This window comes from Microbacterium sp. MPKO10 (assembly GCF_026107415.2).
In the GTDB taxonomy this organism is placed as follows: Bacteria; Actinomycetota; Actinomycetes; order Actinomycetales; family Microbacteriaceae; genus Paramicrobacterium.
The window spans coordinates 267763-279761 of the sequence record NZ_JAPCHX010000005.1 but is presented as its reverse complement, the minus strand read 5'-3'; the positions used below and the strand labels follow the sequence as shown (position 1 = coordinate 279761).

11 protein-coding genes are annotated in these 11999 nt (G+C 65.4%); 7 read left to right on the top strand and 4 right to left on the bottom strand.

Annotated features, from left to right (window positions below; genetic code table 11):
- Positions 1-463: 463 nt before the first annotated feature.
- The 3 genes from OK352_RS12325 to OK352_RS12315 are packed head-to-tail and all read left to right on the top strand — an operon-like array spanning position 464 to position 2674.
- Positions 464-853 carry a DUF6069 family protein gene (locus OK352_RS12325; RefSeq protein ID WP_265141784.1) on the top strand — a complete coding sequence of 130 codons (390 nt, stop codon included), beginning with the start codon at positions 464-466 and terminating at the stop codon, positions 851-853.
- A 22-nt stretch (positions 854-875) separates the two neighbouring features.
- Positions 876-2072, top strand: a complete 1197-nt coding sequence (locus OK352_RS12320; RefSeq protein ID WP_265141783.1) for a histidine kinase — start codon at positions 876-878, stop codon at positions 2070-2072.
- Positions 2069-2674, top strand: coding sequence for a response regulator transcription factor (locus OK352_RS12315; RefSeq protein WP_265141782.1), 606 nt, complete (start codon positions 2069-2071; stop codon positions 2672-2674). Before OK352_RS12320 ends, OK352_RS12315 begins: the two co-directional genes overlap by 4 nt.
- Before the next feature lie 68 nt (positions 2675-2742).
- Here the strand turns inward: OK352_RS12315 and OK352_RS12310 are convergent, their stop codons facing one another.
- Positions 2743-3240, bottom strand: a complete 498-nt coding sequence (locus OK352_RS12310) for a DinB family protein (protein WP_265141781.1) — start codon at positions 3238-3240, stop codon at positions 2743-2745.
- 168 nt (positions 3241-3408) lie between these two features.
- On the opposite strand from OK352_RS12310, the gene OK352_RS12305 reads away from it, so the two are divergent.
- From OK352_RS12305 to OK352_RS12290, 4 genes are all read left to right on the top strand, one after another.
- Entirely contained in the window at positions 3409-5559 is a 2151-nt protein-coding gene (locus tag OK352_RS12305; RefSeq protein ID WP_306387799.1) for an ATP-dependent Clp protease ATP-binding subunit, read from the top strand.
- Between the two features lie 68 nt (positions 5560-5627).
- Positions 5628-6878, top strand: coding sequence for a sensor histidine kinase (locus OK352_RS12300; RefSeq protein ID WP_265141780.1), 1251 nt, complete (start codon positions 5628-5630; stop codon positions 6876-6878).
- Positions 6875-7537, top strand: a complete 663-nt coding sequence (locus OK352_RS12295; protein WP_265141779.1) for a response regulator transcription factor — start codon at positions 6875-6877, stop codon at positions 7535-7537. Before OK352_RS12300 ends, OK352_RS12295 begins: the two co-directional genes overlap by 4 nt.
- 122 nt (positions 7538-7659) lie before the next feature.
- Positions 7660-8667, top strand: a complete 1008-nt coding sequence (locus tag OK352_RS12290; RefSeq protein WP_265141778.1) for a hypothetical protein — start codon at positions 7660-7662, stop codon at positions 8665-8667.
- A gap of 168 nt (positions 8668-8835) precedes the next feature.
- Here the strand turns inward: OK352_RS12290 and OK352_RS12285 are convergent, their stop codons facing one another.
- The 3 genes from OK352_RS12285 to OK352_RS12275 form a co-directional block, all read right to left on the bottom strand.
- Positions 8836-9420: a nitroreductase family protein gene (locus OK352_RS12285; protein WP_265141777.1), complete on the bottom strand. Its 585-nt coding sequence runs from the start codon at positions 9418-9420 to the stop codon at positions 8836-8838.
- 75 nt (positions 9421-9495) lie between these two features.
- Positions 9496-11502: an acetate--CoA ligase gene (acs, locus tag OK352_RS12280; protein ID WP_265141776.1), complete on the bottom strand. Its 2007-nt coding sequence runs from the start codon at positions 11500-11502 to the stop codon at positions 9496-9498.
- Between the two features lie 115 nt (positions 11503-11617).
- Positions 11618-11989 carry a hypothetical protein gene (locus tag OK352_RS12275; protein WP_265141775.1) on the bottom strand — a complete coding sequence of 124 codons (372 nt, stop codon included), beginning with the start codon at positions 11987-11989 and terminating at the stop codon, positions 11618-11620.
- Positions 11990-11999 lie beyond the last annotated feature (10 nt).

Here is an 11999-nt window from a genome sequence, read left to right as displayed (position 1 = left end):
GAGGTCGGGCGAGTCACGACTTCTGGGTCGTCACTCAATTAAGCGGTAGTCGTCGCTGAGGCCATTCGGCTTGGTCTGTGACATTCGTCCTACAGATAAGGTGACAACGCCACCTGTCTGAGCGGACCTCGTGATTTCTATCGTCGAAATCGACGAAAGGAATTGCACAATGTCAACACGACAGAACACAGAACGCGACGCCGGCCAGGGAATTCGATCGAGAACTGCAGAGGACGGAACGGCCTTCAGCGGAACTGGGGCGAGTGGACCTGCACCGAGTGGAAAGATACCGAGGAGCACCGTACCGAGTGGAAAGATACCGAGGAGCACCGTACCGAGTGAGCCTGCACCGAGTGGAACTATACCGAGTGGACCTGCACCGAGTGGACCTGCACAGAGTGGACCAGTATCGAGTCCCCGGCTTTCACATGCCGAGAACGCAACACAGGGTGCCGCGCGACGTATGCTCACCAGCATCCTGGCTATTGTCATTGCTGCCCTCGCCGCCGAGCTCGTGTGGGCAATCGCCGTTCCACTCGCGGGTGTCGAGCTGAGCGTGCCAGCTGCGGACATGACCGTCGGGCCTTTATCGATCGCGGCGACTGTGATCGTTGCGGGACTCGCGGCTTGGGGACTTCGGGCGATCATGGCTCGGACACGACGAGGGCTCAACACCTGGACCGCAATCGGAATCATCGTGCTTCTGCTCTCACTTGCCGGCCCCGCACTCTCGGGCACGATCGGTGCAGTACTCAGCGTGCTGGAAATCATGCACGTCATCACCGGCGTCACACTGATCATCGGGCTGCGGTATGCCGCGGGGTTCGACCGCCGTCGCTCGTCGGACGCGTAACGTAATCGTGGGAAGGACACTGATGACCGACCACCTCACGGCGCCACGACCGCGCATCGATGAATGCGACGACTGGGCCGCCGACTGGATCGCCGCGAGGCGCGGGCCTTGGTTCGCGCTGATCTGGCTGCCCGTACTCGTGCTGGCACCTCTCGTCTCGAACATTGCAGAGGGCAACACCGGCGTCACGATCATGTACGTCGTGATTACCGTCTGGTACGTCGTGACCGTCGTGATGCCATACAGGGAAGTGCCAGCGTGGGTCGGCGAAGTATGCGTTGCAGCCTTGACTGCCCTCGTCGTTGTGCAATTTTTCCTCACGCACGACGGACAAGGGTTCTTGTATCCGCTGCTCGCGATCGCCGCGGCCACATCAATCAGACGACGCCATGCCCTCGGCTTCGTCATGGCGCTCTCGATCAGCGGCTCCCTCGCCGAGGGATTCGCCACATGGTCTCTCGGCAGCGCCCTGCTCTTCGGATTCGCCAGCGTCATGGCAGGCGTCAGCACCTACCTCATCGGCGCGCTCATCGATATCGTCGCCGAGCTGCGCGCCACCAGGCGCCGACTGGCCAGCATCGCCGTCACCGAAGAGCGGCAGCGATTCTCACGTGACCTGCACGACCTCCTCGGTCACACGCTGTCGGTCATCGTCGTGAAAGCTGAAGCGATCCGCCGATTTGCAGCATCCGACCCCGCCGCCGTTCAGGAACATGCCCAGGGCATCGAGAACGTCGGGCGCACGGCACTCGCCGACGTGCGTCAGGCCGTCGCCGGATACCGCGAGCTTCGGCTGGAGCACGAACTGGCCGGTGCCGTTGATGCGCTTGAGGATGCTGGAATAAGCGCGGAGGTGTCGCGGCCAGTGCCCGAGCTCGAGCCGCCCGTTGACGCACTGTTCGCGTGGGTCGTGCGTGAAGCAACGACAAACGTGCTGCGGCACTCGCGAGCAAGCCGATGCACAGTACGCGTTACTGCAGGCAGCAACAGTGAGAGCGACAGCGTTGGTGACGTCGGCTGGGGGCGCGAGAGCAACAGCAACGGTGCTGCCATCACGATTGCCGATAACGGCGTGGGCGCCATAGTTGCCGAATGGGGATCGGGCATCCTCGGAATGCGTGAGCGCGCCGCGCGGCTCGGCGGTCAGCTCGACGTGCACTCCGATGCACGCGGTTTCGTACTCACCGTGCGTGTGCCCAACGAAAGGAGCGGCGCATGATTTCAATCGTGATCGCCGAAGACCAGACGATGATGCGCCAGGCGCTCACGAGCCTGCTCGATCTCGAACAGGATCTGACCGTCGTCGCAGGAGTCGGCCGCGGCGACGAGGTGGGCGGGGCGGTGCGTGAGCACACGCCTGATGTGGTCTTGCTCGATATCGAGATGCCGGGAAAGAGCGGGCTCGACGCGATCGCTGATGTGCGGCGGATGAGCCCGGGCACAGCGATCATCGTGGTCACAACGTTCGGCCGTGCCGGGTATCTGCGCAGAGCAATGGATGCTGGTGCCCGCGGATTCCTCGTCAAAGACGATCCGGTCGAACAGCTCGCCGACGCCATACGACGGGTCGTCGCGGGTGAAACCGTCGTCGACCAGCTGCTTGCCGCACAAGCGTTGAGCGCCGGGGAGAACCCACTGAGCGAACGGGAAGCCGACGTGCTCGCGGCGTCGGACGGCGGCATCCCCATCGCCGAGATCGCCCAGCAGCTGCACCTTGCTACCGCGACAGTGCGCAACTATCTGTCTGCGGGCATCGGCAAGCTCGCGGCCCGCAATCGCTCAGAAGCGCTGGATGTTGCGCGCCGCAACGGCTGGGTGTGAGTGGCGGCGCGATGGCGAACTGCTGTTCTGAAGGCTGCTGTTCCGAACGCTGCTGATCGACACGGCCGTTACTCGAAGACGAGCCACTGTCGCTCATCGATGAGCTCGCGTGCCGCATCCAGATGCCCCGCGTGTGTGGCTGTCTCGATCAGCATGTGCAGTACGACGTCGCGCACCGTGGCCAGGCGGTAGTCGCCGAAGAGCGCGTCTGGCCACCAGCGCGGAGCGGCATCGAACGATGTCGAAAGGAGGATCGCATTCGAGCGCTCACACGCGTCCTCATAAAGGGCGCGCGCTTGGGACCCGGTCAAGTGCGGCGGGACGTCCCAGCCATCTCCACCTGAGCCGACCCAGTCAATGATCTCGTGTTCACCGGCGACCGTTCCGCCGAACCAGAACCGCTCATCATCGAGCGCCAGGTGATGCAGCATCGCTGTGATCGACCAGTTACTTGGCAGCATCCGGCGAGACATCGCGGCATCATCAAGACCGTCGACAATGCCCAGAACGTGCTGGCGCTGGCTGTCGAGGCGTGCGAGCAGCGCCGCGTCCGTAGGCGAAGTCATCCCCACACACTACTGGAGCCTGAAAATCTGCCCAAGTTCACGCTCTCATCTGGTGCTTTGCTCCCCATCGCGGTAAACTTGAGTATTAACGACTCAAGTTTTGATTACACTTTCAATATCGAGGACTGCGTCGGGTGAATTGATACCTCGCAGGCAGGAAGGACACACATGGCAAACATGCAGGGTGCGCCCTCCACCCAGGAGGAGGCCGCAAGCGCGCTTGAGCAGTTCGGCGTGAACCTCACCGAGATCGCTCGAGCCGGAAAGCTCGATCCCGTGATCGGGCGTGACGCCGAAATTCGGCGGGTCAGCCAAGTGCTCACCCGTCGCACCAAGAACAACCCCGTGCTGATCGGTGAGCCCGGCGTCGGAAAGACCGCCGTCGTCGAGGGGCTCGCCCAGCGCATCGTCGCGGGCGACGTGCCTGAATCTCTGAAGGACAAGCAGCTCGTCTCCCTCGATATCTCGGCACTTGTCGCCGGTGCCATGTACCGCGGCCAGTTCGAGGAGCGACTCAAGAGCGTGCTGAAGGAGATCAACGACGCCGAGGGCGAGATCATCACCTTCGTCGACGAGCTCCACCTGCTCATGGGCGCTGGTGGAGGCGAGGGGTCTGTCGCGGCATCCAACATGCTGAAACCCATGCTCGCCCGCGGTGAACTGCACCTCATCGGGGCGACCACGCTCGACGAATACCGTGAGTACATCGAGAAGGATGCTGCGCTCGAACGCCGCTTCCAACAGGTGTACGTCGGTGAGCCGAGCGTCGAAGACAGCATCGCGATTCTCCGCGGACTCAAGGGGCGGTATGAAGCCCACCATGGAGTGACGATCACGGATGCCGCGCTCGTCGCCGCCGCGAGCCTGAGCAACAGGTACATCACCTCGCGGCAGCTGCCCGATAAGGCGATCGACCTGATCGACGAGGCCATGAGCCGCCTCAAAATGGAGATCGATTCGTCACCTGTCGAGATCGACGAGTTGAAGCGCCAGGTCGACCGCATGAAGATCGAGGAGCTCGCTCTCAAGAAGGAGAAAGACGAGGCCTCGAAGGAGCGCCTGGCCAAGCTGCGCGAGGAACTGTCTGAGAAGCAGGCCGAGTTGGAGCAGCTTCAGGCACGCTGGGAGCGCGAGCGCACGGGACTTAACAAGGTCGGCGACCTCAAGAAGCAGCTCGACGAGGCGAAGACCGCGCGCGATAAGGCCATGCGCGAGGCGAATTACGCCGAAGCCTCGAAGCTGGAGTACACGACGATCAAGCAGCTCACCGAGCAGCTCGAGCAGGCAGAGAACGAGAGCGAGCCGGCCGAGCCGCGCATGGTGAATGAGCAGGTCACCGAAGACGACATTGCGGCGGTTATCGCTGCATGGACGGGCATTCCCGTCGGTCGTCTGCTGCAGGGTGAGACCGAGAAGCTGCTGCACCTCGAGTCCGAGCTCGGCAAGCGCCTGATCGGGCAGAAGCAAGCCGTGACGGCCGTGGCGGATGCTGTTCGCCGCAGCCGAGCGGGAATCTCCGACCCCAACCGGCCCACGGGCTCGTTCATGTTCCTCGGCCCGACCGGCGTGGGAAAGACCGAACTCGCGAAGGCGCTCGCCGAATTCCTCTTTGACGACGAGCGCGCCATGGTGCGCATCGATATGTCGGAGTACGGCGAGAAGCACACGGTGTCGCGGCTCGTGGGCGCCCCTCCCGGCTATGTCGGGTACGAGCAGGGTGGTCAGCTGACGGAGGCCGTGCGGCGTCGCCCGTACTCGGTGATTCTTCTGGATGAGATCGAGAAGGCACACCCCGAGGTGTTCGACGTGCTCCTTCAGGTGCTCGACGATGGCCGTCTGACGGACGGTCAGGGCCGGACGGTCGACTTCCGCAACACGATCCTGATCCTCACCTCCAACCTGGGCTCGCAGTTCCTCGTCGATCAGAGCCTGTCCTGGAGCGAGAAGGAGCGGTCGGTGCAGGATCTGGTCCGTCAGGCGTTCAAGCCGGAATTCGTGAACCGTCTTGACGACATTGTCGTGTTCTCGGCGCTGACGCAGTCGGAGCTGGGCGAGATCGTCGAGCTGTACATCGAGCGGCTGCAGACGCGGCTCAGCGAGCGGAGGCTGGTGCTGGCCGTCACGCCCGACGCCCGGTCATGGCTCGCCGACCGCGGGTACGACCCGATCTACGGTGCACGACCACTGCGTCGACTCATGCAGAAGGAGATCGATGACCGTCTCGCGACCGCTTTGCTGGGCGGCACGATCCATGACGGCGACACGGTGCGAGTCGACTTCGATGCTGACGGCGATCACTTGACGGTTGCCGCGCTCTGAGCGCACTCAGCGGGCGCTTCCCCCACGCGGGGGAGGCGCCCGCTGTCGTTGTCGGGCACGATGGAGGCGTGACGGAACGCACGCGCGCAGCTTCCGTCGCCTCGACAGCGTGGCGACGGCTGCTTGTGCTGCTGATCGGCGGACTCGTGGCGCTTCCCTACGGGGCCATCGCCATCTGGGTGCTCAGTCTCTGGGCCGCTGAAGGCGTTCCCGCTTACGTGCGATGGTCAAGCATTGCCATTGTGGTGCTGCTGATCATCCCGGCTGTGCTCCCCGTCACGCGCGCACTCGAACGCACGGTCGCGGCCCAGCTTCTCGACACGGCGATCGTCGAACCACGCAGGCGGGCAACGCTGGCCGACACGGCGCGCGGCGCCCTGTTCTTCGCCGGACACATCGCATCTGGCGGCATCCTGATCCTCGGTATCGCTTTCGTCTTCCCGCTCGCCGCTATTCTACTGGGCGATCTTGCTGCGGGAGGAGGTGGCAGTGAGGCCACGGAACTGCTGAACGATGTCGTCGCAACCATCCCCGTCGATCCCGCGACCGTGCTCATCGGCTGTGTCATCGTGACGGCGCTCATCGTGGCATTTTCGATCGGTGCCGGCTACCTCCTGCCGTGGTACGCCGCGCTGCTGCTCGGCCCGTCACGAGACGAGGTGCGCGAACTCGAAGATGCCGCCGCACGAGCACAGCGTCGACGGGGCTCTCTGGCGCGTGACGTCCACGATTCGGTGGGACACGCGCTCACCGTGTCCACGATGCAGGCGACGTTCGCCCGTCACGCCCTCGAGAACGACCCGGATGCCGCACGCGCGGCCCTTGTCGAGATCGAACGTGTGTCACGCGGGGCGGTTGCTGAGCTCGACTACGTTCTCAGCGTGCTCCGTGACGGCCACGAGTCGCGTGAGGAGCACGCTCGCAGCGGCCGGACGCTTGCGGACGTCCGTCAACTGGCTGACGAGACGCGAGCAGCAGGGTTCGATGTCGATCTCCGGATGGACGACCTCGCGGCCACGCTGCCGGCGAGTCTCGGGCGCGAGGCATACCGTGTGGTTCAGGAGGGAATCACAAATGCCCTTCGGTACGCGGCCACGCCGCACGTCGATGTTGTCGCCGTCGTGAGCGGCGGCGACCTCGTCATTCGCATCGAGAACGAGACGACAGCGGTCCGCGTTGTCGATGGACGCGGTCTTGCGGGCGCGCGCGAGCGGGTGGCGATGCTCGGCGGGACGTTCTCGGCACGGGTCGAAGACGGAACGTGGCGTCTCACCGTGCACGTCCCCGTCGCTGGTCCGACGTCAGGGGTGGGCGTATGAGCATCCGACTCGTCCTCGTCGACGATGAGCCACTTGTGCGCGCGGGACTGCGCGCCATCTTCGATGCCGAACCCGACATCGCGGTCGTCGGGGAGGCCTCGGATGGCGATGAGGTTGCGCCGCTCGTCTCCGACCTGGGGCCCGACATCGTTGTGATGGACGTCCGGATGCCGCGGGTGAGCGGGATCGAGGCGACGCGCAGTCTCATGCAGCATCCGCCCGCGCCCCGCGTGCTCATCGTGACGACGTTCGACAGCGACGACCACGTCTACGAGGCGCTCAAAGCTGGAGCCGACGGCTTCGTCGTAAAGCGGGCCGAGCCTGCCGAGCTCGTGCGCGCCGTTCTGGTCGTCGCAGGCGGGGAATCGCTGCTGTACCCGGCGCACATTCGACGTCTTGCCGCCCGGCACGGGTCTCACGGAGACCGTCTTGCGGCAGCACACCTCAGCGATCGTGAGCAGGACGTGCTTCGCCTCATGGCGCGCGGGCTGGCGAACGGTCAGATCGCCGATCAGCTCTACCTCGGAGCGGAGACCGTGAAGTCGCACGTGTCCAGCATCCTGATGAAACTCACGGTGCGTGACCGCACGCAGGCCGTGATCGCCGCGTACGAGTCCGGATTCATCGAACCGGGTGCGGGCGACGCTGACTCGCCGTAGAACCCGCTGCAGGACCCGCGGTACGGCCCCGCGGTGACGTGCCCGGCAAGATCCCCCGCGCGGAGGTGAAGTTCCCCCGAGCGGGTGGAGACCATGAAGGTGCGCCCCGCGAGGCTGGAAGCATGAATACATCACCACTTCTCACCGCCCGGACTGCGGGGTCTCAGCATCGACGCAGTCGCGTTGCGCTCGCCGTAGCGCTGACGTGGTCAGTCGGGCTCGTCGCGGCATCCGCCGCCTGGTTGACGGGTATCGTTCGCGCCCCGTTCGCCACCTTCGACGCCGCCGAGTTCAGTGCGCTCATCGATGCGCTCCCCGCGAGCGTTGCGGCCCTTCTGCTCGGAATCGTCGGACTCATCACCTCGGCCGTCGCCGCATGGGCACTTGCCCGGAAGGCGGCTGCGCCCGTCGGTGTGCTCGCGATCGTTGCCGTTGCTCTCACGGCGTTCTCGACCGTGGTCGTCGCAGACGCCAAGATTATGGCACTGATCGGCTACGCCCTGAGCTTCAGATTCATACCCCTGACCGGGCCTCTGCTGCTCCAGATCGGGATGCTGGCGGGCTGTGGTCTGTGGATCGCCGCCGCGCTGCGGGCACCCGCGGGCCGCATTATTCCGTGCGAGGGGAGACGTCCGACCGCTTTGGCGAGAATCGCTGTTGCACTCGCCGTCATCATTCCGCTCATCTACGCTGCCGTGAGGTTTGCGTGGGCCGCGGGCATTCCCCTCGGCATCTCGGACGAGATGCTCGCGCAGGGGCAGGCTTCCGGCCTCTGGACGATCGGGCTCGGCCTCGCGAGCGTCGCGACGGTCGTTGCTCTGCTGACGCTGGGGCTCGTGCAGCGGTGGGGCGAGCGGCTTCCCCGCTGGGTTCCATGGCTCGGCGGGCGGCGTGTCCCGATCGCGCTCGCCGCGGTGCCCGTCACGCTCGGCGGGCTCGCGATTCTCTCGGGTGGAGTGATGTTCATCCGGGTCGCGGCCACGGGTGAACTGCCGCTCAGCGAGAACTGGTCGACGATCGGTCCCGAACTGCTGTGGCCGCTCTGGGGCATCGCGCTCGCGGTTGCGCTCGCCGAGTACATTCGCCGCCGGGTGCGCATTGACGCTCCCGTCGAATCGACCGGCACCTGAATCAGACTGCTGCTGAAGAGGTGAGTTCCGCAGACAACGAGAGAGTGGGCCATCGAGCAGACAGACACTGCGGCGGCAGAATCCGGAAGCTCCGGGATCTGCCGCCGCGTCACGATCGAGGTGCTGCGGAGACGGGCGAAGCGAACCGCGCCTCAGCGTGCGGTCCTGTTACGCGTTGACGAGCACGATCTCGTCGAGCGCCTTGCGCTCACGGGGAGCTACCTCGCGCGCACGCAGCTTTTCGTCCGGCAGGGCGTCGGGTGCCGCCAGGTAGCCGAGCGCCGTCACTGAGACCACACGGAATCGCTCGTCGAGCGAGAACTCGGTGCGCAGCCCCTCGGGGTCAAAGCCGCCCATCTGATGAACGTGCAGGCCATCCTTGTGCGCCTGAAGCGCCAGAGTGGCCGAGGCCTGCCCGAGGTCATACTCCGCCCACCGGCGTTCCGTGCCGTCTTCGGTCACCGTCTCGGCGACATTGACGATCAGCACAGCGGCAGTGACCGCCCACAACTGGTTGAAGCCCAGCAGGTGCTCGACAACGCGCTCGTGCTGCGGAGTTCCTCTGCGCGCCACGATGAACCGCCACGGCTGTGTGTTCGACGCGGACGCGGCCCACCGTGCGGCTTCCAACGCAGCCGTCAGCTTTTCTTCCGGAACTTCAACATCGACGTCAAACGAACGCGGGCTCCACCGCCCGGCGATTACCTCTGAGATCGGTGCACTTGTGACGGCCAGACGGTCCTGCGGCGTCATGGGTCTCCTCATCATGATCAGTCATACGGCGCGGTGTCGCGCTCCGTTACATGCAAACGCATGGGATGCTGGTGCTTATTCCCGACTCGTCTGCACGACCTGTTGGCGCGCGGCGTTCGCGAGTTCGTCGGGGATCGTATCGTCGTGCAGGCTCGTGGTGTCACCGAGCGGCTGGCCATCGACGATCTGGCCGAGAAGTCGACGCAGGATCTTGCCCGACCGCGTCTTCGGCAGATCACGCACCACGATGACGTGTGCGGGTTTGGCGATCGGGCCGATCTGCGTGGCGGTGTGCGCGCGAAGCGCATCGGTCAGCTCGCTGCTCGCGGGCACGCCGTTCGTCACCACGAAGGCGGCCACAGCGCTGCCCGTGACAGCATCCTGAACCCCGGCGACGCCGGCCTCGACGACGTCGGGATGCGATACAAGAGCCGACTCGATCTCGAGCGCCGAGAGACGGTGCCCCGAGACATTGATGACGTCGTCAATGCGTCCGAGCACCCACGTGTCGCCGTCGGCGTCTTCAGTGGCTCCGTCGCCCGAGAGAAACCAGCCCTGACGCCAATACGCTGCCCAGTACGAGTCGCGATAGCGCTCAGGGTCACCCCACACGGTGCGGGCGAGAGCGGGGCCGGTGGCCTCAACGACGAGGTTGCCGCCGATGCCCGGAGCGACGTCGTCTCCCGCAGCATCCACGACTCGTGTCGAGACCCCCGGCAATACGCGAGTTGCCGAGCCGGGCTTCAGCGTCGTCACTCCCGGCAGCGGCGCGATGATGGCGGCGCCGGTCTCTGACTGCCACCACGTGTCGATGATGGGGCACGCGCCGCGGCCGATCCGCTCGTGAAACCAACGCCACGTTGACGGGTTGATTCCTTCGCCCACCGTGCCGAGAAGCCGGAGGCGCGAGAGGTCATACGACGCGGGCGGACCGTCGGGGAACCGACCCCTGAGGGTGCGGATGAGCGTTGGTGCCGTGTAGTAGGTAGTGACCCCGTACCGCTCGATGATCTCAAAGTGCCGACCGGGGTGCGGGGTGTCTGGCGTCCCCTCGTACATCACCTGCGTCACGCCGTTCGACAGCGGGCCGTAGATGGCGTACGTGTGTGCCGTCACCCAGGCGAGGTCGGCGGTGCACCAGTAGACGTCGTCTGGCTGCGCGTCGAAGATCGCCCAGTGCGTGTAGCTCGCCTGCACGAGGTAGCCGCCCGTGGTGTGCACGAGCCCCTTCGGCTTCCCCGTCGTGCCCGATGTGTACATGATGAACAGCGGTGTCTCGGCATCGAAGAAGTCGGGTTCATGAGTATCGGATGCTGCCGCGACAGCGTCATGCCACCAGACGTCGCGTCCGGGCGTCCACGGCACCTCATCGGGAGTCTGATCGCCCGTGCGACGGACCACGAGCACGTGCTCGATGGTGGGGGAGACTGCGACCGCAGCATCCGCCCCGGACTTGACGGGTACCGCACGTCCGCGCCGGAACTGCCCGTCGCTGGTGATGAGCAGCTTCGCGCCGGTGTCATTGATGCGGAAGGCCACGGCTTCGGCGCTGAACCCGCCGAAAACGAGTGAGTGGATCGCCCCGATGCGGGCGACGGCGAGTGTGGCGATGAGGGTCTCGGGAATGACCGGCAGGTAGATGATGACCCGATCGCCTTGCCCGACGCCGAGCGCGAGGAGGGCGTTTGCCGCGCGCGACACCTCGCGCTGCAGATCGGCGTAGGTGAGCGTGCGGCGGTCGCCGGCTTCGCCCTCGAAGTGCAGGGCCACCGTGTCACCGCGCCCGGCGGCGACGTGGCGGTCAACGCAGTTGACGGCGGCGTTGAGGGTGCCGCCCGCAAACCACTCGGTGCGTGGCACTGTCAGCGAGCCGTCATCGAGCTGCCGCACCGGCTCCCACGAATGCGCTGTGTGCCAGGGCGTTTGCCAGTCGAGACGCCGCGCCGCCTGCTCCCAGAAGGCAACGGGGTCAGCGTCGGCGCGGGCCACGTCGTCTGCCGTGACATTCGCCGTGCGTGCGAGGCGCTCGGGTGCCGGGTACAGACTCGTGTGTGCGTGGCGAACGTCGATTGCGGTGGTCATGCTCCGACGGTAACCGTCCGGTGCTACCCGGCGACGCCGACGGTGAAACGCTTCGTCATGAAGGCGTCTCGACGGTGTCACGAAGGAATCGTGAAGATGTCCGGGTCATGCGATGTCAACGCGTGAAGAGAGGCAACGGCATCCCGATTGACACGAGCACCGAGCCGATCCCGTACCCGGCCACGCACACGAGCAGACCGATGAGGGGGACCCAGTAAGCCATGCGCCCGGTCACGAGACGCCGGATCGTCCAGACGGTGAAGACGATCACGGCGGCGAGCGGCACCCACAGGGCGATGGTCGTGCCCGTGCCGATGAGCCCGAAGTTGCAGTAGCGGCCGATTTCGATGCAGGGGATCGTCGAGAGCCCAAGGAAGCTGCCGACGAGGAGCGTCAGGCCGACGGTCATGACGAGCAGCACCTGCAGGATCACCGATGCCACGAGGTCCCATTCAGGGCGTGAAGACGCGGGAGACCGTCCGGGCATGCGGCAAGTA

Coding starts and splice junctions, on each gene's coding strand:
- OK352_RS12325 (WP_265141784.1), top strand. CDS start 464: ATGCTCACCAGCATCCTGGCTATTGTCATTGCTGCCCTCGCCGCCGAG.
- OK352_RS12320 (WP_265141783.1), top strand. CDS start 876: ATGACCGACCACCTCACGGCGCCACGACCGCGCATCGATGAATGCGAC.
- OK352_RS12315 (WP_265141782.1), top strand. CDS start 2,069: ATGATTTCAATCGTGATCGCCGAAGACCAGACGATGATGCGCCAGGCG.
- OK352_RS12310 (WP_265141781.1), bottom strand. CDS start 3,240: ATGACTTCGCCTACGGACGCGGCGCTGCTCGCACGCCTCGACAGCCAG.
- OK352_RS12305 (WP_306387799.1), top strand. CDS start 3,409: ATGGCAAACATGCAGGGTGCGCCCTCCACCCAGGAGGAGGCCGCAAGC.
- OK352_RS12295 (WP_265141779.1), top strand. CDS start 6,875: ATGAGCATCCGACTCGTCCTCGTCGACGATGAGCCACTTGTGCGCGCG.
- OK352_RS12290 (WP_265141778.1), top strand. CDS start 7,660: ATGAATACATCACCACTTCTCACCGCCCGGACTGCGGGGTCTCAGCAT.
- OK352_RS12285 (WP_265141777.1), bottom strand. CDS start 9,420: ATGACGCCGCAGGACCGTCTGGCCGTCACAAGTGCACCGATCTCAGAG.
- acs (WP_265141776.1), bottom strand. CDS start 11,502: ATGACCACCGCAATCGACGTTCGCCACGCACACACGAGTCTGTACCCG.
- OK352_RS12275 (WP_265141775.1), bottom strand. CDS start 11,989: ATGCCCGGACGGTCTCCCGCGTCTTCACGCCCTGAATGGGACCTCGTG.